At 65.8% G+C, this 21,553-nt stretch carries 17 protein-coding genes and 1 pseudogene; 6 read left to right on the top strand and 12 right to left on the bottom strand.

Annotated elements, in window-relative coordinates; translation table 11 throughout:
• Nucleotides 1-231: 231 nt before the first annotated feature.
• The 8 genes and pseudogenes from QX135_RS08435 to ltnD all read right to left on the bottom strand — a co-directional run bounded on the left by QX135_RS08435 (nt 232) and on the right by ltnD (nt 12,152).
• Nucleotides 232-1,923 (bottom strand): methyl-accepting chemotaxis protein, encoded by a 1,692-nt coding sequence (locus QX135_RS08435; protein WP_316234025.1) that lies wholly within the window; start codon nt 1,921-1,923, stop codon nt 232-234.
• Nucleotides 1,924-2,141: 218 nt separating this feature from the next.
• Nucleotides 2,142-2,798 (bottom strand): annotated as a pseudogene (locus QX135_RS08430) (methyl-accepting chemotaxis protein); the annotation flags it as partial.
• A 183-nt stretch (nt 2,799-2,981) separates the two neighbouring features.
• Nucleotides 2,982-4,538, bottom strand: a complete 1,557-nt coding sequence (locus tag QX135_RS08425; RefSeq protein ID WP_316234024.1) for an ABC transporter substrate-binding protein — start codon at nt 4,536-4,538, stop codon at nt 2,982-2,984.
• A 120-nt stretch (nt 4,539-4,658) separates the two neighbouring features.
• On the bottom strand, nt 4,659-6,362 hold the full coding sequence (locus QX135_RS08420) for a methyl-accepting chemotaxis protein (protein ID WP_315737241.1): 1,704 nt from the start codon (nt 6,360-6,362) through the stop codon (nt 4,659-4,661).
• Between the two features lie 524 nt (nt 6,363-6,886).
• Nucleotides 6,887-8,914 carry a methyl-accepting chemotaxis protein gene (locus QX135_RS08415; RefSeq protein ID WP_315737240.1) on the bottom strand — a complete coding sequence of 676 codons (2,028 nt, stop codon included), beginning with the start codon at nt 8,912-8,914 and terminating at the stop codon, nt 6,887-6,889.
• 231 nt (nt 8,915-9,145) lie between these two features.
• Nucleotides 9,146-10,423, bottom strand: coding sequence for a 3-oxo-tetronate kinase (gene otnK, locus QX135_RS08410; protein ID WP_316234023.1), 1,278 nt, complete (start codon nt 10,421-10,423; stop codon nt 9,146-9,148).
• Entirely contained in the window at nt 10,420-11,202 is a 783-nt protein-coding gene (otnI, locus tag QX135_RS08405; RefSeq protein ID WP_316176665.1) for a 2-oxo-tetronate isomerase, read from the bottom strand. Before otnI ends, otnK begins: the two co-directional genes overlap by 4 nt.
• Nucleotides 11,203-11,228: 26 nt before the next feature.
• Nucleotides 11,229-12,152 carry an L-threonate dehydrogenase gene (gene ltnD, locus QX135_RS08400; RefSeq protein ID WP_409997724.1) on the bottom strand — a complete coding sequence of 308 codons (924 nt, stop codon included), beginning with the start codon at nt 12,150-12,152 and terminating at the stop codon, nt 11,229-11,231.
• Between the two features lie 120 nt (nt 12,153-12,272).
• On the opposite strand from ltnD, the gene QX135_RS08395 reads away from it, so the two are divergent.
• The 6 genes from QX135_RS08395 (at nt 12,273) to QX135_RS08370 (ending at nt 17,974) form a co-directional block, all read left to right on the top strand.
• Nucleotides 12,273-12,935, top strand: a complete 663-nt coding sequence (locus QX135_RS08395) for an aldolase (protein ID WP_316176666.1) — start codon at nt 12,273-12,275, stop codon at nt 12,933-12,935.
• A 24-nt stretch (nt 12,936-12,959) separates the two neighbouring features.
• Entirely contained in the window at nt 12,960-13,172 is a 213-nt protein-coding gene (locus tag QX135_RS08390; protein WP_316176667.1) for a hypothetical protein, read from the top strand.
• A gap of 509 nt (nt 13,173-13,681) precedes the next feature.
• A complete protein-coding gene (locus QX135_RS08385) occupies nt 13,682-14,719 on the top strand; it encodes an ABC transporter ATP-binding protein (protein WP_316177243.1) in 1,038 nt (345 codons plus the stop codon).
• 32 nt (nt 14,720-14,751) lie between these two features.
• Entirely contained in the window at nt 14,752-16,041 is a 1,290-nt protein-coding gene (locus QX135_RS08380) for a PotD/PotF family extracellular solute-binding protein (RefSeq protein ID WP_315798108.1), read from the top strand.
• A gap of 91 nt (nt 16,042-16,132) precedes the next feature.
• Nucleotides 16,133-17,068 carry an ABC transporter permease gene (locus QX135_RS08375; protein WP_315757781.1) on the top strand — a complete coding sequence of 312 codons (936 nt, stop codon included), beginning with the start codon at nt 16,133-16,135 and terminating at the stop codon, nt 17,066-17,068.
• 3 nt (nt 17,069-17,071) lie between these two features.
• Nucleotides 17,072-17,974, top strand: coding sequence for an ABC transporter permease (locus QX135_RS08370; protein WP_315737232.1), 903 nt, complete (start codon nt 17,072-17,074; stop codon nt 17,972-17,974).
• A 157-nt stretch (nt 17,975-18,131) separates the two neighbouring features.
• On the opposite strand, the gene QX135_RS08365 is transcribed toward QX135_RS08370, so the two are convergent.
• Genes QX135_RS08365 through QX135_RS08350 form a run of 4 tightly spaced genes read right to left on the bottom strand, consistent with a single transcriptional unit; the run spans nt 18,132 to nt 21,430 of the window.
• Nucleotides 18,132-18,836, bottom strand: coding sequence for an ABC transporter ATP-binding protein (locus QX135_RS08365; protein ID WP_316176668.1), 705 nt, complete (start codon nt 18,834-18,836; stop codon nt 18,132-18,134).
• Entirely contained in the window at nt 18,820-19,551 is a 732-nt protein-coding gene (locus tag QX135_RS08360) for an ABC transporter ATP-binding protein (RefSeq protein ID WP_315737229.1), read from the bottom strand. The genes QX135_RS08365 and QX135_RS08360 overlap by 17 nt, the downstream gene beginning before the upstream one ends.
• Nucleotides 19,548-20,552 (bottom strand): branched-chain amino acid ABC transporter permease, encoded by a 1,005-nt coding sequence (locus tag QX135_RS08355; protein WP_315779604.1) that lies wholly within the window; start codon nt 20,550-20,552, stop codon nt 19,548-19,550. Before QX135_RS08355 ends, QX135_RS08360 begins: the two co-directional genes overlap by 4 nt.
• Entirely contained in the window at nt 20,552-21,430 is an 879-nt protein-coding gene (locus QX135_RS08350) for a branched-chain amino acid ABC transporter permease (protein ID WP_315737227.1), read from the bottom strand. Before QX135_RS08350 ends, QX135_RS08355 begins: the two co-directional genes overlap by 1 nt.
• Nucleotides 21,431-21,553 lie beyond the last annotated feature (123 nt).

The raw sequence follows: 21,553 nt of genomic DNA, 5'->3' as shown, positions 1-21,553 counted from the left end.
GGGCCTTTCTGGCCGGGGCGTCAGGTGTGGGGAGTCTGCAACGGTGGGGGATGATCCGGTCGAGCGGGGCGCCGCCTGACGAACGGCGCACGCATGAGCGTCCACGTCGACGTGGTTCGGCGCGGCGTCATCGGCTGTGCCCGCGGCTATCAGTCGGGGCTGTGTCGTTCGACTATCGGACGCGACAGCGGGCAATCTCGGCCGCTGTCGCCGGCTTCGTCATGTCGCGGATCAGGCGGCGCGAACCGATTGCAGGAAACGGCTGACCTCCTGCTTGAGACGCTCGCTATCACCGGAGAGCTGGCGCGCGGCGCTGAGCACCTGCCCCGAGGTGTCACCGGTCTCGCTGGCGCCGCGCTGGACGTTGGTGATGTTGGCGGACACCTGCTGTGTACCCGCGGCGGCGTGCTGGATGTTGCGCGAGATCTCGGCGGTCGCTGCGCCCTGCTCCTCGACCGCGGCCGCCACCGTCGCGGCGATCTCCGACAGCCGCTCGATCGTCGTCGAGATCTCCCTGATGGCGCCGACCGACTCCTGCGTGGCCCCCTGGATGCCGGAAATCTGTTGGCCGATCTCGCCGGTCGCCTTTGCAGTCTGCTCGGCCAGCGCCTTGACCTCGGAGGCGACGACGGCAAAGCCGCGGCCAGCCTCGCCCGCCCGCGCGGCCTCGATGGTGGCATTGAGCGCCAGCAGATTGGTCTGCCCGGCGATCGTGTTGATCAGCTCGACGACGTCGCCAATGCGGGTCGCCGCCTTCGACAGCTCGCCGACACGATCATTGGTGCGGCGCGCCTGCTCGACCGCATCGGAAGCGATGCGCGCGGACTCCTGCACCTGGCGGCTGATCTCACGGACCGACGAGGTGAGCTCCTCGGTCGCCGACGCCACGGCCTGAACATTGGCCGACGCCTCTTCGGAGGCCGCGGCAACAGTGGTGGAAAGCTCCTGCCCCCGCACGGCGGTGCTCGACAGCGAGTTCGCCGAGCTCTCGAGCTCGCTGGAGGCCGAGGACACCGTATTGACGATGTTGCCGATGGCGCCTTCGAAACCGTTGGCGAGCTCCGACATCTCCCGCTTGCGCGCGGCGGCTGCGCGCCGCTCCTGCTCTCCGAGCTCCCTGTCGTTGAACCGCACCATCGTCTGAACGGTCTGCAGGTTACGCAAGGCGCGGCCGATCTCGTCGTCGCGCTCGATGCGCATGCGGGTGTCGAGCGTGCCCTGGGTGATGCTCTCCATCGTCTCGTTCAGATGATCGAGCGGCGCCACGATCACGTTCATCGTACGCAGCCCGACCAGACCACACAGCACGACACCAGCGGCAGCAATCGCCACGGCGGTCATTCCGACGAGCCCGCCCTCCCCGAACGAGATGACGCCAAGCACGAGCAGGAACAGCGTCTGCAATCCGACCAGCGTTCGCAGCCTTGCCGCGATCGTGCCGGTGAACATCGAGAGATGGTCGAACACCGAGCGGCGGCGGACGATGCCGTCGTCGATCTTGTAACCATGCGGCCGCTTTTCGCGGATCGCCGCATAGACCTGCTCGGCCTCCGCGCGCTGGTCGGCGGGCAGCTTGGTGCGCACCGAGGTGTAGCCGACGACTTGGCCGTCTTTGCAGATCGGCGACGCCGTCGCCAGCACCCAGTAATAGTCGCCGTTCTTGCGGCGGTTCTTGACCGCGCCGACCCAGGGGCGGCCGGCCTTGAGCGTGGTCCAGAGATTGTCGAAGGCTTCAGGCGGCATGTCGGGATGACGCACGATGTTGTGCGGCTGCCCCATCAGCTCGGCTTCGGCGAAGCCGGCCGCGTCGACAAAATCCTGGTTGAAGAAGGTCAGCTTGCCCTTCGTGTCGGTCTTGGACACGATCAGCGTGTCATCCGTGATCGGATACTCGACGTTGGTGACCGGCAAATTCTTACGCATGGCGAGTCTTTCGAGCCATGCCGGCATCGGCATGGCTAATTTTGCTGCAAACGATGCGTCCATTGTCGCAGTCGCCGATTAACCTAAGATAAAGTGCCGCAACCGTTGAAATACGGATCGCTGGACCCCATTCATGGGCGGTTGCCGTTGTCCGGCGGGCAAAGCAAAGGGCGCAGCTTGCGCAGCCGCGCCCTCCTATCATCGGCGGCCGCGCGCACTCAGGCGGCGCGGACAGTCTCCAGGAATTGGCTGACTCCGGCCTTCGACCGGTTGCTGTCGGACGACAGCGCCTGCGCGGCGGACAACACCTCGGACGAGGCGGAGCCGGTTTCATTGGCGCCGCCCTGCACCTCGATGATGTTGGACCAGACGTCCTTGGTGCCCTGCGAGGCGTGCTGGACGTTGCGGGAGATCTCCTGCGTCGCCGCCCCCTGCTCCTCGACCGCAGCAGCGATGGTCGAGGCGATCTCCGAGAGCCACTCGATGGTGCCGGAAATCTCCTTGATGGCGCCGACCGATTCCTGGGGCGCGCTCCGGATGCCGGAAATCCGCTGACCGATCTCGCCGGTCGCCTTCGAGGTCTGCCCGGCCAGCGCCTTGACCTCGGTGGCAACCACCGCGAAGCCGCGGCCGGCTTCGCCGGCGCGCGCCGCTTCGATGGTGGCCTTGAGCACCAGCAGGTTGGTCTGGCCGGCGATGGTGTTGATCAGCTCGACGACGTCGCCGATCCGCGCGGCGGCCTTGGACAGCTCGCTCACCTGGTCGTTTGTCCGCCGCGCCCGGTTGACGGCCTCGCTCGCCATGCGGGCCGATTCCGGCACCTGGCGGCTGATCTCGGTCGCCGAGGAGGACAGCTCCTCGGTGGCCGACGCGACCAGGAAACGTCCGACCTCGCGCCTGAGGGGGTGGTGTCGCCCGACGGCATCTGCAGCCGATGGCCGAAGAAATCGCCGACAGCATCTCGATGATTGCGAGCTGCTGCATCTCACGCTTGCGATGCGGCCGCCATGGGCCGCACATGCTGGCGCTCGCTCCCCCTTTTTAGCCCGCGCCGCGGGTCACTCCAGCTCGATCGCCTGATAGGCGCCGGTCTCGTCGAGCGCCGTGCCCCAGATCTTGTGCGAGGCCTGATGTTCGGCGGGGCCGAAGTTGAGCAAGGCTCCAAGACCGAGATCGATGTTACGCATCGACTCGAGGGTATCGATCAACCGCTCGGTATCGAGCTGCGGACCGGCCTTCTTCAGGGCTTGAATCAGGATGCTCGCCTCGATGTAGCCCTCGAGCGAGGTGTAGTCCGGCGGCTCGCCGGGGAAATGCTTCGCCAGCGCGGCCTTGTAGTCGAGCACCACGCTCGAATAGCCGGAGACGGCGGGAACGGTCTGGGTCACGATGACCCCGGAGGCGTATCGCGAACCAAGCAGCATGAGCTCGTTGGCAAGCGCCGATGCACCGACCGCCGACACATTGACGAAGACGACGCCGGGAAGCGCGTCGCGCGCCTTTTCGATGAACTTCGCTGCCGCGCGCGAGGTCGCGACCATGATGACCGCACGGACGGGCACCTTCTGTGCCTTGAGCTGGTTGATCGCGGGCTCCACATCCACGGTGTTGCGGGTGTAGTTGACGCGCAGGATCGCAGCGTCGCTGAGGCCCAGGACGCGAAATGCCTTCGCCACGCCGGCAAAGCCTGCATCCCCGAACGAATCGTCCTGCGCGAACAGCGCGATCTGGCGCGGCGGTACTCGGCGCAGCTTCACCAGGTAACGGACCAGCGCATCGGCTTCTTCCGAATAGCTCGGGCGATAGTTGAAGACGTAGCGGTCCGGCGGATCGTGGCGCGAGACGTTCGCACCGGTGTAGGGGCTGAAGAACAGCATCCGGCGCTCGAGCGAATATGGAATTGCAACGGCCGCGGTCACGGTCCCGAAACTGCCGACGAAGCCGAACACGCGCTCCTTCTCGTAGAGCTGCTTCATGGCATCGAGCGTGCGGTTCGGATCATAGCCGTCATCGGCGACGGCGAGCTTGAGCATCCGGCCATTGACCCCGCCGGCGTCGTTGGCATGGTTGAAGGCGGCTTCGATACCGACCTTGAGCAGACGTCCTGATTCCTTGTTCGCGCCCGACAGCGGCAAGACGCTGCCGAACGTGACGTCACGCTCCGTGACGCCGCGAACCGATGGAGCAGGCACAGCACTCGTCGCACCAGCCGCAGCGACCGGGAGCGTCGCATCCGGCAGCGCGCCGGCCGCCGTTGCCGGTGCGCCGATCGATCGCTCGATGTCTCCGAGCTGGAGCTCGGCCCGTCGGCAGTCCTGGCGGCCACTCGCCACGGCCGCGCGACCGTCGGCGATGAAGCGGTCGAACTGGCGCGTCAGCTCGTTTCGATCGCCGTCGTTGTTCGAGGCCTCCCAGATGACGGCCTGGAACTTGCCGATGATGGCTTGGATACGCGGCCGAGGGATATCGCTGCAGGCAAGGGCGGCCCCGATGACGGGACCGATCCTGCCACTGAGGTCGCGCACGACGGCGAGGTTGTCGCCGGGCGCTGCATGGATCGATGTAGTGAACATGAGGGCGAGGATGATCGCCGAGGAATTCGCGAACGATCGCATCCGGCTTACCAACTCGTGGCGGGGCCGGAAGTCAAGAAAGGTGATCATGGCGGAGCTTCAAACTCGTTGAGACACGTTGGTTGGATCGCTGATTTAGCTGATGAGATTGCTGCCGGCCTCTCAGGCCGCGCGGACCGTCTGCAGGAAGCGGCTGACCTCGCGCTTCAGGCGGTTGCTGTCTGTCGACAGACCCTGGGCCGCCTCCAGCACCTGGGTCGACGCCGAGCCGGTCTCGGTCGCGCCGCGCTGCACGTCGGTGATGTTGACGGAAACCTGCTGCGTGCCGTGCGCCGCCTGCTGTACGTTGCGCGAGATTTCCTTGGTCGCGGCGTTCTGCTCTTCGACGGCGGCAGCAATCGTCGAGGAAACCTCCGACAGCCGCTCGATGCTGCCGGAGATCAGCCTGATCGCCGCGACCGATTCCTGTGTCGCCGCCTGGATGCCGGCCACCTGCTGGCCGATCTCGTCGGTCGCCTTGGCGGTCTGCTCCGCCAGCGCCTTGACCTCGGCGGCGACCACGGCGAAGCCCCGTCCCGCCTCGCCGGCACGCGCCGCCTCGATGGTGGCGTTCAGCGCCAGCAGATTGGTCTGCCCGGCAATGCTGTTGATCAGCTCGACCACGTCGCCGATGCGGCTCGCCGCGCGCGACAGCTCGCTCACCCGCTCGTTGGTCTTCTTCGCCTGCTCGACCGCTTCATTGGCCATGCGCGCCGATTCATGCACCTGGCGGCCGATCTCGGTGACCGAGGACGTCATCTCCTCGGTGGCCGAGGCGACGGATTGCACGTTGGTGGACGCTTCCTCCGACGCGGCCGCCACCGTGGTTGCGAGCTCGCCGGCGCGGACCGCCGTCTTGCTCAACGTGTCCGCCGACACTTCCAGCCTGGACGAAGCCGACGAGACCGTCTCGACGATCTCGCCAACGGCGCTTTCGAAGTCGTCGGCCATCTTGTGCATATCGGCCTTGCGGCGGGCCAGCGCCCGCTGCTCGGCTTCCTTCTGCTCCGCTTCCAGCGCGTGACGTGCGACCGCATTGCTCTTGAACACCTCGACGGCACCGGCCATCTCGCCGATCTCGTCGCCGCGTCCCACGCCGGGGACCTCGACGTCGAGACGGCCGCCGGCGAGGCTCTTCATCGCGCTGGTCATGCGATGCAGCGGGTTGGTGATGCCGCGCCCGACAAGCGTCGACACGACGAGCAGGATCAGCAGCACGATTCCGGCCGCCGTCAACGACTGCCGCGTCGAGGCCCAGGCCTGCGCCGAGAGGTCATCGATATAGACGCCGGTTCCGACCAGCCAATTCCAGGGTGCGAACCCCGCGACATGGGTCAGCTTGGGCTGCGGCGTCTCGGAGCCGGGCTTCGGCCAATCGTAGTCGACGAAGCCGCGGCCATGCTGGCGAACCACATCGATCATCTCGATGAACAGCTTCTTGCCGTTCGGATCCTTCATGTCCGCGACGTCCTGCCCGACCAGCTTGGTCGAGATCGGATGCATCAGCATCTTCGCGGTCATGTCCGTGACGAAGAAATACTCGTTGCCGCCATAGCGCAGCTGGGAGGCGCGCTCGAGAGCGCGCTTCTGCGCCTCGGCGACCGAGATCGTCCCCTTCTGCGCGGCCGCATGCTCCTCGGCGAAGATGCCGAGCGCGAGCTCGGTCAGATGCCGGAGCTCGAGCTGCTTCTGCTGCTTGAGGCCTGCGGCGAGCTCGCGGGAATTGAAGGCAGTCAGGCCGATCAGGCCGAGGAAGCTCAGACCGATCAGGGCATAGATCTTGATCCCGATGGTGAGCTTGAGGCGATGGGGCATTGCAAAGGACATGTCGGTCTCCACGGCGCGACTCATGCTGGGGGCGCTCGGGGACAGATCACGTCGACGGGCGTGGGCTCGCCTCGTCGTCACGCAAACGGGCCCGCAGCCCACGCGTGGAAGCTACGGGAGCCAAAATTAAGTCTGGTTAAGACCGTGTCCGTGCAAATACGGAGCAGCGATCGAAAAGTGATCGTTGCCCGTCCAGATCGGTAACGCGCTCCGGCTTGGCCGTGCGGCGCGTCATCTCATGCTGTGCGACCGAACGAGAGAAGCGCCGTTTGCCCGTGGGGCTCGACTGCGCGTTGGCCGCGAATGACCAGACCCTACACGCCGACTATTAATGCAAGTTAAAAACGCAGATTGACTACGCAGGTTAGTTTTCCGGCGTCGATGTAGCGCGAACAGAAAAGCCGCGGGCGACGGGCCGCGGACAGTCCCTGTTGGGCCAGAAAACGCAGAAGGCCGGAGCGTTCGATGCTCCGGCCTTCCAATCCCCCGCGCGACCAGCAGTTCGTCGCTTCCGCTGCTCAGCGTTACGCCGCCCGCACCGAGCCGAGGAAGCTCGCGACCTCCTGCTTGAGGCGATTGCTGTCGCCGGACAGCGCCTGTGCCGCTGAGAGCACCTGGGCCGAGGCCGACCCGGTCTCGGCCGCGCCGCGCTCGACATCGGCGATGTTGGACGAGACCTGCTGCGTGCCATGCGCGGCCTGCTGAACGTTGCGTGAGATCTCCTGCGTCGCCGCACCCTGCTCTTCGACGGCCGCTGCGATCGTCGAGGAGATTTCCGACAGCTTCTCGATCGTGGAGGAGATCTCCTTGATGGCGCTGACCGACTCCTGCGTCGCGACCTGGATGCTCGAGATCTGCTGGCCGATCTCGCCGGTTGCCTTCGCGGTCTGCTCCGCCAGCGCCTTGACCTCGGAGGCGACGACCGCGAAGCCGCGGCCGGCGTCGCCGGCGCGCGCCGCCTCGATGGTGGCGTTGAGCGCCAGCAGGTTGGTTTGGCCGGCAATCGTGTTGATCAGTTCGACGACATCGCCGATGCGGGTGGCCGCCTTGGACAGCTCGCTGACACGCCCGGTCGTGGTGCGGGCCTGGCCGACGGCGTCGTTGGCGATGCGCGCCGATTCCTGCACTTGGCGGCTGATCTCGGTGACCGAAGAGGCCATCTGCTCGGTCGCAGACGCCACCGACTGGACGTTGGTCGTTGCTTCCTCCGAGGCGGACGCAACCGCCGTCGTCAAGCCCTGCGAGCGCGTCGCGGCCTGGGTCAGCGTGGAGGCGGACTGCTCGAGCTGGCTCGAGGCCGACGAGACGGTGTTCACGATTTCGCCGACCGCGGCTTCGAACTGCTCGGCCAGCCGCTGCATGTCGGCCTTGCGCTGGCGCGCCGCGATCGCGTCCTGTGCATTCTTCGTTTCGGCCTCGGCACGCGCCTTCTCCTCCGCGTTGCCCCGGATCACCGTCACGGTCTTGGCAAGATCGCCGATCTCGTCGCCGCGCGATGCACCGGGGATGACGATGTCGAGCCGGCCACGCGCCATCTCGCCGAGCGCCGCATTGAGCCGGGTCAACGGACGGGCGATCCCGAGGAACGAGAACACGACCGAACCGATCACCGACAACAGAACCGCCAATCCGACAAACAGCGTGATATAGCTCGCCTGCGCGGCGACCTGGTCTGCCTCGAACCGCGCGCTCGCGTTGCGCGCGCGCGCATCCTGGATCGCAGAGGACATCAGCTCGCCGGCCTCGCCGAGATAAATGAGCGTGCGGTCGCGCAGCACGGCCTCCTTGATCCCCTCGGTCTTCACCACCTCGTCGTTCGCGGCGACGAAGTCCGAGGCGAGGCCATTGAGCTTGGTGATCGTGGCCTGGATCTCGCGATCGTCGGCCAGCATGCGGGCGTCGGTCAGCGAGCTCTTCAGCCCCGGCACCGTCTGCTTCACCGTCAGGATCGTCGCGGCATCGCCAGTCATACCGAACCGCCAAGCCTGCGACCGCATGTAGTTCAACTTGGCATCGGCGGCGTGAAGCTGGCGCTCGACCCGCTCGCGGAAGGCGAGCTTCGGCAGCGACGGCGAGGCGAGCAGCGCCTTCAGGCTGGTGTTCCAGTCGTTGGAGACGGCACTGCGCTTCTCGATCTGCGTCAGCAACTTCTTCTGCGCCTCGGCGAGATCGACCGCTCCCGCGGCATAGCTCGTCATCAGCTCCTTGATCCGGGTCAGCCGGGCGCGATTGTCGGCGGTCGACACGTTGGCGAGCGCGGCGTCGATGTCCGTCACCATCCCGGTCGAGAACTGCTGAATGTCGGCGGCTGCCTTCTCTGCCTCGGCCGGCGCACGCGCCAGCCGCGCCGAACGGCCACCGAGCTGGGTCTGCTGCATGTTGATGCTGGCCGACAGCACGCTCTCGACGACGCGCCGCGCGCGCTCGGCCTGCTGATTGGCGTGGTTGACCGCTCTTTCCGCCATCAACTGGTTAGCGATCATGCCGACGGCGAGAGATGCGCCGATGGCGCCAGCGAGCCCGAGTTTGTAGCCGATCCGATTCAGTTTCATTGCCCCTACCCACAGATGGACGCGTCACGCGACGGTCCGTACCGGAGGTATAGCGGTGAGGTCCCTAGAGACCGTTAATTTACGGGAGTTATCGGGCATTACACGCAAAAAACTTCTGCTTTTTCGGTGTGCGTCCCGATGCTTATGGCGGCAGCGCGCGCGACGGCGCGGCCAGCCGGCTCACGGAATATGCAGATGATGAAATCGGAATCAGCCGGGCGGACGCGGATGTTATCGCATCAGCCCGAGCGCGTCGGCGAAGAACTGCGGCCCGCCGAAATTGCCGGACTTCAGCGCCAGCAGCATGTCGCCGCCCTGTGCGCCGATTGCGCGAAGCACCGGCACACCGGCCGCGATCTCTGGACCAACGAGGAAGCCGGGAATCCCCAGCCGGTCAACGACGGCGCCCGAGGTCTCGCCGCCGGCGACGATCAACCGCCGCACGCCGGCCTCAATCAGCCCCTCGGCGAGATCGGCCATCGCCTGCTCGATGGCGTGCCCCGCCGCTTCGCGGCCGTGCCTGGATTGCAGCGCGCTGACCTGATCCGGCGTCGCGCTGGAGGCAATCAGCACAGGCCCCTTGGCAATGCGCTCACGCGCCCAGGCCAGCGCGCGCTGCGCCTCGTCCGGACCGGCGACCAGGCCCGCCGCATCGAGATGCAGCACCGGCATGATGGTCTCGGCCTGCGCAATCTGCTGCAGCGTCGCCTGCGAGCAGCTTCCGGCGAGGCAGGCGGCCATGCCGCCGACGGGTGCATCCGCGTGATGCGCCAAGCCGTGGGCATGCACGTGCCCGGCCTCGACCAAAGCGCGCGCCAGCCCGAGCCCGATGCCGGACGCGCCGACAGAGACCCGGTTCTTCAAGGCGGCCGCGCCGATCGCAATCAGGTCGGCGTCGAACACGGCATCGACGATCGCCGCACCAATGCCCTGCCCGGCCAATTCCTGCAGCCGGTGGCCGATCGCCTCCGGCCCGTGCACGACGGCGGCGAGGTCGACCAAGCCGATTTTCCTGCGGCTCTGGCGCGCCAGCACGCGCACCAGATTGGCGTCGTGCATCGGGTTGAGCGGATGATCCTTGAGCGGGCTCTCGTTGAGCGGCACGCTGCCGACGAAGAGGTTGCCTTGATAGACGGTCCGCCTGGTTTCCGGGAAGGCCGGGGTCACCAGCACGATGCCGTCGCCCGCATCACCGGCGAGCGCATCCATGACAGGGCCGATATTGCCGGCGTCGGTGGAATCGAACGTCGAGCAGATCTTGAACAGCACGTGGTCGGCACCCCGTGCGCGCAGCCATTTGTCGGCCTCGCGTGAGCGGGCCACGGCAAGCGAAGCTTCGATCGACCGGCTCTTCAGCGACACCACGACGGCATCGACCTCCGGCAGCGTGAGGTCATCAGCCGGCACGCCGATCGTCTGCACCGTGCGCAGGCCGGCGCGAGTCAAGGTGTTGGCGAGGTCGGAGGCGCCGGTGTAGTCATCGGCGATGCAGCCGAGCTTCAAGGTCACGGCTTCACTCCCTTGTAGGGCGCAAACCAGCCGAGCCCGTCCTCGGTGCGACCGCGCGGATTGTACTCGCAGCCGACGAAGCCGGCATAGCCCAGCCGGTCGAGCTCGGCGAACAGGAACGGATAGTTCAGCTCCTCGCCGTCGGGCTCGTTGCGCGAGGGGATGCTGGCGATCTGGATGTGGCCGATGATGTCCATCATCTCGCGCAGCCGCATGGTGACGTCGCCATGGATGATCTGGCAGTGATAGATGTCGAACTGCAGCTTGAGATTGGGAATCTTCAGCTCGCGGATGAGATCGCGGGCGAAGCCGAAATCGTTGAGGAAGTAGCCGGGCACGTTGCGCGCATTGATCGGCTCGATCACGACGTCGAGGCCATGGGGCGCGAAGAACTCCGCCGCCCAGGCCACCGACTTGGTGTAGGCTTCCACGGCCTTCGCATCACTACGTTCGGCGATGCCCGCCATCATGTGCAGCCGCTTCACGCCGGTGGCCTTGGCATAGGGCAGCGCCGTCTCGAGGCTCGCCTTGAGATCATCGAAGCGCTGGGGCAGCGCGGCAAAGCCCTTCTCGCCGGCATCCCAGTTGCCGGGCGGCAGGTTGAACAGCGCTTGCGTCAGGCCGTTGCCGTGCAGCCGCTTGCCGACCTCCTCGGCCGGATAATCATAGGGAAACAGGAATTCGACCGCGGTGAAGCCGGCCTTGGCGGCGGCGGCGAAGCGGTCGAGGAACGGATGCTCGGTGAACATCATCGAGAGATTGGCGGCGAAACGGGGCATGGCGTGAAAACTCGTCGTACTGCTTGCTACTTGGAGGAGCCCGGCAGCGTCGTGCCGGTGACCTGCGCGTACATCCGCGCCACCGAGGCGTCGTCGTCGCGGCCCATGCCGGCGGCCGACGTCATCAGGAACATCTGCAGCGCGGCGGCCGAGACGGGCACCGGAAAACGATGGCTGCGCGCCATGTCCTGGATGATGCCGAGATCCTTGACGAAGATCTCGACCGCACTGCGCGGCGTGTAGTCGCCGTCGAGGACGTGCGGCATGCGGTTCTCGAACATCCAGGAATTGCCGGCCGAGGCTGTGATGACCTCATAGACCTTGCGGATGTCGAGGCCCTGCTTGGCGGCGAAGGCGATGGCCTCGCTGGCGGCTGCGATGTGCACGCCGGCGAGCAGCTGGTTGATCATCTTGAACGCGGCGCCCTGCCCGGCCGCATCGCCGAGCTCATAGAGCTTGGCCGCCATCGCATCGAGCGCCGGCCGCGCCTTGGCAAACGCAGCCGCGCTGCCCGAGGCCAGGATCGTCAGCTCGCCCTGCGCGGCGCGCTGCGCGCCGCCGGAGATCGGCGCGTCGAGGTAGTGCCGGCCGGTGGCTTCGAGCTGCTTCGCGAGCCGCCGCGCGACGTCAGGGTCCATGGTCGCGGAGGAGACGAACACGGAGTCCTTCGGCATGGTTTCGGCAGCACCGCCGGGGCCGAACAGGATGGCTTCCGTCTGCGCCGCGTTGACGACGACACTGACCACGATGTCGGCACCTCGCGCCGCCTCGGCCGGGCTCGCCGCGCCCTTGCCGCCGTCGGCGACGAGGCGCGCTACGGCATCCGCCGAGACATCGCATCCGGTCACCTCGAAGCCTGCGCGTTTCAGCGAGGTCGCCATGCCGAACCCCATCGAGCCGAGCCCGATCACGGCGACTTTCAATTGCGATGGCGACGGCATGCGGCAGATCCCTGAAGCGTTTCCTGGTGACGTCCGGTTGCCCCGGACTGCACTCTGGGTATCACGGCTTGGCCGCGTTGCCAAAGCGTGAGACAAAGCGGCCAAAGAGCGAAATGCGAGGAAAGTCCCGTGGCGGAAACTGCGATTCGCGAGGCCATCTGCCGGTTCGGCCGCTCGCTGTTCGAGCGCGGGCTGACGCCGGGCTCTTCCGGCAACATCAGCGTGCGGCTCGATGATGGCGGCTGGCTGGTCACGCCGACCAATGCCTCGCTCGGCTTCCTCGATCCGGCCCGTTTGTCGCGGCTCGATGCCGCGGGAAAGCTGGTCTCGGGCAACGCGCCGACCAAGGAGGTGCCGCTGCACACCGCGCTGTACCAGACGCGCGATGCTGCCCGCGCCGTGGTGCATCTGCACTCGACCCATTCGGTCGCGATCTCGATGCTGCCGGACATCGATCCGCGCGCCGCGCTGCCGCCGCTGACACCTTATTATTTGATGCGCTGCGGTCAGACCGCGCTGGTGCCCTATCATCGTCCCGGCGATCCCGCGGTAGCCGATGCCATCAAGGGTCTCGCCGGCAAATACGCCTCGGTGCTGCTCGCCAATCACGGGCCGGTGGTGTCCGGCGATACGTTGGAAGCCGCCGTGTTCGCGATGGAGGAGCTCGAGGAAACCGCAAAGCTGCATCTGCTGCTGCGCGGGCTCAACCCACGTCACCTCTCGCCGCAACAGGTGGACGATCTGGTGAAAGTGTTCGGCCTCGGCCTGCCCGATCACAGCGATCATCACTGATCCCACCAGTCCGGATGGATGGGCATGCAATATCCCGCAACAATGCCAGCCGAGATCGATGCCGCTGTCCGGGTGCTCTATGACGATGCCCGCTTCTATCGCTGGTTTCCGATCGCAACCGACTCCTATGACGCGTTCGCCGCCTCCGATCCAATCGCGGTCAGCGAGCTGCGCGACATCGCCGAGCGCATGCTGGTGGCCGCCGCGCAGGCCAGATCGCGGGCACGGCGGGTCTAGCGTCCCGCCCGGCCTGCCTGCATGCCGCGGAGCCTGCGCCGCCTTGTCACTGATCAAGCTGCCTTGCCTCCAGACGGCAACGATGCCTAATATTGAGGCAAGATAAGGCTGCGGCAGCAATCACGGGCGGATCGATCGAACAAGGACGGCACCGGCAGCACACCACTGCCGCGGCGCGAGGATGCGCCCCGCTCTTCCACCATCGATTGCAGTCCATCGCGCAGCACGCCCGGAGCACGAAAGGACAAGGGCAAAATGCCTCCACATCGGCGTGGGCGCGGCTGTTTGGCCGGATCGGCGCCCGATCTGAGCGGGCTGCCGCCGGGACCGGGGAATGCCCTTTCGAGCGTTGCATACGCATCTCACCCAACGCGCAATCTTCACGCACTGCCCCGCCCCCACGGCGACCCTTGGCATATCCGTTGCAGACATCAGACGGGTCGGATCGCAGCCGCCCGATGGAGCGAGCCGCGATCATGACCGACACGCGACAGGACGACGGAGGGCGGATGGCGGCGGGCGCGAGCTTGGAACTGGTGAGGGTGACGAAGATGTACGGTCACGTCACCGCCGTCGACGCAATCGATCTGCGGATTCCCGCCGGCTCCTATTGTTGCCTGCTCGGTCCGTCCGGCTGCGGCAAGACCTCCACCCTGCGCATGATCGCCGGCCATGAATCGGCGACATCGGGCGACATCATCGTCGGCGCCAAGAACGTGACCGAGCTGCCGCCTGCTGGGCGCGGCACCGCGATGATGTTCCAGTCCTACGCGCTTTTTCCGCATCTGTCGGTCATCGACAACGTCGCGTTTGCGTTGAAGATGAAAGGCGTGTCCAAGCCCGAGCGCCACGCCAAGGCACGCGAGCTGCTCGAGCTGGTGGACATGCAGAGCTATGCAGCCCGACTTCCGGCGCAACTTTCCGGCGGCCAGCAGCAGCGCGTGGCACTGGCCCGCGCGCTGATCACCTCGCCGCAGATCCTGCTGCTCGACGAGCCGCTGTCGGCGCTCGACCCGTTCCTGCGCCTGCGCATGCGCGCCGAGCTGAAGCGGCTGCAGCGCGAGCTCGGCCTCACCTTCGTCCATGTCACCCATGGCCAGGACGAGGCCATGGCGCTGTCCGACCTCGTGGTGCTGATGAATGGCGGCCGCATCGAGCAGCAGGGCAGCCCGCGCGAGATCTTCAATCATCCACGCACAGAATTCGCCGCCCGCTTCATCGGTGGCCACAACGTGATCCCGCTGAATGGCGAGACCTTCGCGGTGCGCGTCGACCGCATCCAGCTCAAGGCGCCGACTGCGGCGGTCGACGGTCCGGCCGTGCCGGGCACGATCAGCAAGATCGAATATCAGGGCACCTATGTGCTGGTCGCGGTGGCGACCGATGGCGGCCCCGAGATCTCGGCGCAGCTCAGCGACGATCAGTTCGATGCACAGACCCACAGCATCGGCGAGCGCGTCGTCGTCACCTGGAATCCGGCGCTCGCCGATGCGCTGACGACCCGTCCCGCAGCAGCAGCCGCACCGGCCGCTGAGCTGGTCGCCTGATTTCGTTTGCTCGTTTTCCCAAGGAGATGATCATGACCGACCGATCGAAGACAACATCCATCAGCCGCCGCGCGCTGCTCAAGGGCGCGGCGGGCGTCGCCGGTCTCGCCGGCTCGGGCACGCTGCTCAGCGCGCCCTATGTCCACGCAGCCGACGCCAAGGTGCTGCGCTATCTCGGCACCGCCGTGAACGAGGGCGACGAGATCTCGAAGAAATGCCTCGCCGACACCGGCATCAAGATCGAATACATCACGGCGACGACCGACGACGTGACCAAGCGCGTCATCACCCAGCCGAACTCCTTCGACGTGCTCGACACCGAATATTTCTCGCTGAAGAAGCTGGTGCCGTCCGGCAACATCTTTCCGCTCGACGCGCGCAAGATCAAGGAGTTCGACAACATCACGCCCGTCTTCACCAAGGGCGAGCTGCCGAACGGCAAGAAGATCGGCGGCCAGGGCACCGCGCCGTGGAAGGTGCTCTATCTCGACGGCCCGAACTCTAAGACGTTCTCGGCGACGCCGACCGAGTTCGTCACCTTGATCCCGACCGTGTACAATGCCGATACGCTCGGCATCCGTCCCGACCTGATCAAGCGCCCGATCAACTCCTGGGCCGAGCTGCTCAACCCCGAATTCAAGGGCAAGGCCTCGATCCTCAACATCCCCTCGATCGGCATCATGGACGCCGCCCTCGTCGTCGAGGCGACCGGCCAGTACAAATATGCCGACAAGGGCAACATGACCAAGGCCGAGATCGACCTGACGATGAAGGTCCTGACCGAGGCCAAGAAGGCCGGCCAGTTCCGCGCGTTCTGGAAGGACTTCAACGAGTCCGTCAACCTGATGGCCTCGGGCGAGACCGTGATCCAGTCGATGTGGTCGCCGGCGGTCACCAAGGTGCGGTCGATGGGCATCCCCTGCACCTTCCAGCCGCTCAAGGAAGGCTACCGCTCATGGGCCTCGGGCTTCTGCGTCTCCAAGGCGGTGGCCGGCGGCCCGAAGCTCGACTGGGCCTATGAGTTCGTCAACTGGTACTTGTCCGGCTGGGCCGGCGCCTATCTCAACCGCCAGGGTTACTACTCGGCCGTGCTCTCCACCGCCAAGGCCAACATGACCGAGGACGAGTGGGGCTATTGGATGGAAGGCAAGCCGGCGAAGGCCGACATCAAGGCGCCGGACGGCACCCTGATGGAGAAGGCCGGCGCCGTGCGCGATGGCGGCTCCTACGAGGACCGCATGGGCAACGTCGTGTGCTGGAACGCGGTCATGGACGAGAACGACTACATGGTCCGCAAGTGGAACGAGTTCATCGCCGCCTGATGTGACGATCCCGGCCTGCCGTGCCGTGCTTTCCCGCGCGGCAGGCCTCCTTCTCTCTCTCCCCGCACACACAGGACGACAGGTTGCATCCGTGGCCGTGACGATCGACAATTCGCCTGACAGCGTGGCGCCGGCGGAGAGCGCTTTGCGCAAGATCACCATGCGCTCGATCGCCTGGCTGCAGGCCGGCCCGATGATGCTGGTGTTCGCGCTGTTCTTCCTGTTGCCGCTCGTGCTCGTCGTCGTCGTCAGCGCCTGGGACTACAACGAATATGAGATGATCCCGGCGTTCAGCTTCCGCGGCTACACCGACACGTTCGAGGGCTGCGTCGCCAACCTGCCCGAGCTGTGCACCATCCTGAAGACCTATCTCAAGACGCTGAAGCTGTGCCTCCTGACCTGGGGCCTGACGCTGATGATCGGCTTCTGGGTCGCCTATTTCCTCGCCTTCCACGTTCGCAGCAAGACCTGGCAGATCGTGCTATCGCTGTTGTGCACGATCCCGTTCTGGACATCGAACGTGATCCGGATGATCGCCTGGATCCCGCTGCTGGGACGCAACGGCCTCGTCAATCAGGGCCTGCAAGGTGTGGGCATCGTCAACAAGCCGATCGAATGGCTGCTGTTCTCCGAATTTTCGGTGGTGCTGGCGCTGGTGCACCTGTTCACGTTCTTCATGGTGGTGCCGATCTTCAATTCGATGATCCGCATCGACAAGCGGCTGATCGAGGCCGCCTATGATGCCGGCGCGTCGGGCTGGCAGACACTGGTCAACATCGTCATTCCGCTGTCGAAGCCCGGCATCGTGATCGGCTCGATCTTCGTGATCACGATCGTCATGGGCGACTTCGTCACCATCGGCGTGATGGGCGGCCAGCAGATTGCCTCCGCCGGCAAGATCATCGAAGCGCGCCTCTCCGCGCTGCAATTCCCGGCCGCCGCCGCCAATGCCGTGATCCTGCTCGGCATCACCATCATCATCATCTCCGCGCTGACGCGGATCGTCGACGTGCGCAAGGAGCTGTGAGCCATGGGCGACAAGCGGCCGCGCTCGTTCTACATCCTCGCCTTGTTCTTTTCGGCCTATGTGCTGTTCCTGTATGGGCCGATGATCGCGATCTACATCCTGTCATTCCAGGGGCCTGACGGCGGCCTCACCTTTCCGATGAACGGGGTGTCGCTGACCTGGTTCGGCAAAGTGTTTTCCGGCGGAGGCATCGTCGATATTGGCGCGGCGTTCAAGCGGTCGCTGGCGCTCGGGCTCGTCGTGATGGTGATCACAGTGGTGCTGTCGGTCGCCGCAGGCATGGCCTTCCGCAAGCCGTTCCGCGGCGCCTCGGTACTGTTCTACACGGCGATCGCGAGCCTGATCATGCCGTCGATCATCACCTCGCTCGGCATAGCGCTCGAGTTCCGGCTGATCGACGACTTCGTCAACAAGCACGGCGCCAATGTCGGCCTCGGCTGGCTCGCTGACGGCTATACCACGGCCATGGGCCTGTTCACGTCGGGCCTGGGTGCGCATCTCACCTGGACCTTGCCGTTCGGCCTCCTGATCATGTTCGCGATCTTCAACCGCTTCGACGGCCGGCTGGAGGAAGCCGCACGCGACCTCGGCGCCACGCCCTGGCAGACCTTCCGCCACGTCGTGCTGCCGATCATCCTGCCCAGCGTGGTCGGCATCGGCCTGTTCGGCTTTACGCTGTCCTGGGACGAGCTCGCCCGCTCCAGCCAGGCGATCGGCTCGGTGAATACGCTGCCGCTGGAATTGCAGGGCCTGACAACGACGGTGACCAAGCCCGACATCTACGCGCTGGGCACGCTGACCTCGGCGGTGTCGTTCGTGGTGATCTTCGCCGCGCTGTCCGTGATCCTGGTGCTGCAGGCCCGCCAGCGCCGCCAGGGCTCCGACGCTGGTAAGGGCATGGTGTAGCTGCATGAAAACGTAGGGTGGGCAAAGGCGCGCCGCGGTCGTCGCTCATTTGCAAAGGTGTCTCGCGCGCCGTGCCCACCGACCTCCCTCACCGGCACCGCCGGTGGGCACGCGGCGCCTGACGGCTCCGCTTTGCCCACCCTACAGGGGCACCAACTCACAGCCCCAGATACGCCTTCCGCACATCCTTGTTGCCGCTGATCTCCGCCGACGTGCCCTGCATCAGCACCCGGCCGGTCTGGAGGATGTAGGCGCGGTCGGCGATCTCCAGGCATTCGGCCATGCGCTGCTCGACGATCAGCACGGTCATGCCGGCGTCGCGGATGCGCTTCACCGCCTGGAAGATCTCGTCGACCAGCTTCGGCATGATGCCCTGCGACGGCTCGTCGAGCATCAGGAGCCGCGGCCGGGTCATCAGTGCGCGGCCGATCGCCAGCATCTGCTGCTCGCCGCCGGACAGCGTCTCGGCGCGCTGGTCCAGCCGCTCGGACAATCGCGGGAACAGCTTGAACACGAAGTCGAGCGGCTCCTCGCGATTGGCCTCGCCGCGATACAGATAGCTGCCGAGCCTCAAGTTGTCGCGCACCGAGAGCCGCGGAAACAGCCGCCGGTTCTCCGGCACATAGGCAATGCCCTTGGCCGTGATCAGATGCTGCGCCATGCCGTCGATGCGATTGCCGTCGAAGGTGACGGCGCCGGCACGCGGCCGCTCGGCGCCGGCGATCGACTTCAGAAGCGTCGACTTGCCGGCGCCATTGGCGCCGGCGACGCAGACGATCTCGCCCTTGTTGACGTCGATCGAGACGTTCGAGATCGCAACCAGCCCCTGATAGGCGGTGGTGACGTCACGCACCGACAGCATGGCGGTCTCCGAGATAGGCGGAAATGACTTTGGGATCGCGGACGACGTCCGTGGGCTTGCCTTCGATCAGCACCTTGCCGAGATCGAGCACGATGGCGCGATCGACCAGCGGCATCACGATCTCCATGACGTGCTCGACCATCAGCACCGTGATGCCGGTGTCGCGCACGCGGCGCACGAGCTCGACGCCCTTTTGTGACTCGACCGGCGTCAGGCCGGTCAGCACCTCGTCGAGCAGCAGCAGCTTCGGCTCGGTCGCGAGCGCGCGGGCCACTTCCAGCCGCCGCTTCTCCGACGGCACGAGGTCGCTCGCCAGCACGTCGGCACGCGTATCGAGCCCGCAGAAGGCCAGCACGTCATGCGCCTTCCGCCGCGCCTCGCGCATGACAGTGGTGCGCACCAGCGCGCCGACGATGACGTTCTCGATCACCGTCATGCTCTCAAAGCTCTTCACGACCTGGAAGGTGCGGCCGATGCCACGCTGGCAGCGCTCGGCTGCCGGCAGCGCCGTGACGTCCTCGCCGTCGAAGATGATCGCGCCTTCAGTCGGCTTGAACGCGCCGGCAATCAGGTTGAACAAGGTCGACTTGCCGGCGCCGTTCGGCCCGATCAGGCCGACGATCTCGCCGCGCCCGACCGAAATCGAGACGTCGGAGTTCGCGGTCAGGCCGGAGAAGCGCTGGGTGATGTTGCGGGTTTCCAACAGAGCGGTCATGACGCCACCGCCTCTCTCGCCGGCTGGGCGGCCGGCCTCGGCTTGCGGGAGAACAGACTGACCAACCCCTGCGGCCGCGCCAGCGAGATCGCGATGATCAGGCCGCCATAGACGATCAGGTCGACGCCGCGGCCGGACCCACCAATATATGAACGCGTCAGCTCGGTCAGCGGGATCAGGATGACGGCACCGAGCATCGGGCCCCACAAGGTGCCGATGCCTCCGAGCACGGCAGGCAGCGCCATCAGCAACGAGAACTGGAAGCCCATGACGCTCTCGGGGTCGATGTAGGAGACGAACTGCGCATAGAAGCTGCCGCCGATGGCGACCAGGAAGGCCGAAACGGCCGCCGCCCCCATCTTGGAGTTGAACACGTCGACGCCGAGGCTCTCCGCCGCGACCGGATTGTCCTTCACCGCGCGCCACCAATAGCCCCACTTGGAATCCTCGAGCCACCAGGTCACGAACCAGGCGACGCAGGCCAGCGCCAGCGCGAAGTAGAAGTATGGCAGCTTGGAGCGTGTGAACTGGAACGTCAGCCAGGAGTCGCGCCGCACCGGAATGTCGATGCCGAGCGCCGCCCCTGCCCAATCCCAGTTCTGGAACAAGAGCAGCGTTATCTCGGCGATGACGATGGTTGCGATGACGAAGTAATGGCCGCCGAGCCGGAAGCAGGGATAGCCGAGCGCCATCGCAATGACGGCTGAGATGAGACCGCCGGCGAGCATGCCGAACCACGGCAGCACGCCGAACTTGGTGAACAGGATCGCGGTGGTGTAGGCGCCAAGCCCGAAATACAGCGCGTGTCCCAGCGAGATCTGACCGCAATAGCCGGACAGGATGTTCCAGCTCTGCGACAGCGCCGCATACATCAGGGTGAGCACCATGATGTTCTGGACGTAGACGTCCTTGACGAAGAACGGCACGACGGCGGCGATGGCCGCAAGGAAGGCGGCGAGGACGAGGTCGCGCCGACGGCGTTGGATGAATGCCTTGTCCATCAGATCGATCCGAACAGGCCGCGCGGGCGGATGAAGACGACGAGGAGATAGACTCCGTAGATTCCGACAGTCTTCAGCGACGGCGGCAGGATCAGCGTGGTGATGGCCTCGACGAGGCCCACCACGATGCCGCCGGCAAAGGCGCCGAATACGCTGCCGAAGCCGCCGAGCGCCACCGTCACATAGGCGATGGTCGCGAACGACGCGCCGACGTCGGGAAAGACATAGAAGAAGATCGCCATGACCGCGCCGGCAAGGCCGACCAGCGCCGCACCAAGGCCCCAGCCGAGTGCGAACACCTTGTTCTTGTCGATGCCGACCAGCGCCACCGCGCCGGCATCCTCACGCGTCGCCTCCAGCGCGCGGCCGAAATCGGTGCGGTGGATGAAGAAATAGAGCCCGGCGAAGGCCGCGATCGCGATCAGCGCACCGACCAGTTGCGGCTGCGGCAGGTAGATCCCCGCGATCGAGATCGTCTTGCCGCCGAGCCAGGAGTGCGGAATGCTGCGATAGTCCGGCGTGAAGAAATACTGCGCGACCCCGCGCATCAGCACCGCGAGCCCGAAGGTGGAGAAGATCTGCACCATGCCGGTATTGGCCTTGGCACGGACCGCGAATCTGACGATCAGCAGATAGACCACGGCCCCGAACACGAACAGAGCGGCGGCGACCAGCGGCGCCGCAAGCAACGGGTCGAGCGCAAAGAACGCGAACAGGAAGAAGGTCGCGTACATCGCGATCATCAGGAACTCGCCATGGGCGAAGTTCACGACGTCCATCAGCCCGAAGATGAGCGCCAGCCCCACGGCGATCAGGCCGTAGAGCAGGCCCATCAAGAGGCCGCTGGCGAGACTTTGGATGATTGTTTCTGCTGTCACAGATCTTGCCCCACTCTCGATGTGACACTTGGTGTCGTCCTGGCGAAAGCCAGGACCCATAACCACGACTGTTTTTGTGGGGCACGACGACGACCAATCATCGTCCAACCACGGCCTCGGAGT

This window comes from Bradyrhizobium sp. SZCCHNR1098, assembly GCF_032489375.1.
Lineage (GTDB): Bacteria > Pseudomonadota > Alphaproteobacteria > Rhizobiales > Xanthobacteraceae > Bradyrhizobium.
The sequence above is the reverse complement of the archived record's forward strand: the minus strand, read 5'-3'. Positions and strand labels throughout refer to the sequence as shown.

What these genes read in the sequence shown, in the direction of transcription:
- QX135_RS08385 (WP_316177243.1), top strand. Translation starts at nt 13,682, where the DNA reads ATGGCGGCGGGCGCGAGCTTGGAACTGGTGAGGGTGACGAAGATGTAC.
- QX135_RS08380 (WP_315798108.1), top strand. Translation starts at nt 14,752, where the DNA reads ATGACCGACCGATCGAAGACAACATCCATCAGCCGCCGCGCGCTGCTC.
- QX135_RS08365 (WP_316176668.1), bottom strand. Translation starts at nt 18,836, where the DNA reads ATGCTGTCGGTGCGTGACGTCACCACCGCCTATCAGGGGCTGGTTGCG.
- QX135_RS08425 (WP_316234024.1), bottom strand. Translation starts at nt 4,538, where the DNA reads ATGCGATCGTTCGCGAATTCCTCGGCGATCATCCTCGCCCTCATGTTC.
- QX135_RS08370 (WP_315737232.1), top strand. Translation starts at nt 17,072, where the DNA reads ATGGGCGACAAGCGGCCGCGCTCGTTCTACATCCTCGCCTTGTTCTTT.
- otnI (WP_316176665.1), bottom strand. Translation starts at nt 11,202, where the DNA reads ATGCCCCGTTTCGCCGCCAATCTCTCGATGATGTTCACCGAGCATCCG.
- QX135_RS08420 (WP_315737241.1), bottom strand. Translation starts at nt 6,362, where the DNA reads ATGTCCTTTGCAATGCCCCATCGCCTCAAGCTCACCATCGGGATCAAG.
- QX135_RS08360 (WP_315737229.1), bottom strand. Translation starts at nt 19,551, where the DNA reads ATGACCGCTCTGTTGGAAACCCGCAACATCACCCAGCGCTTCTCCGGC.
- QX135_RS08435 (WP_316234025.1), bottom strand. Translation starts at nt 1,923, where the DNA reads ATGCGTAAGAATTTGCCGGTCACCAACGTCGAGTATCCGATCACGGAT.
- QX135_RS08355 (WP_315779604.1), bottom strand. Translation starts at nt 20,552, where the DNA reads ATGGACAAGGCATTCATCCAACGCCGTCGGCGCGACCTCGTCCTCGCC.
- QX135_RS08415 (WP_315737240.1), bottom strand. Translation starts at nt 8,914, where the DNA reads ATGAAACTGAATCGGATCGGCTACAAACTCGGGCTCGCTGGCGCCATC.
- QX135_RS08390 (WP_316176667.1), top strand. Translation starts at nt 12,960, where the DNA reads ATGCAATATCCCGCAACAATGCCAGCCGAGATCGATGCCGCTGTCCGG.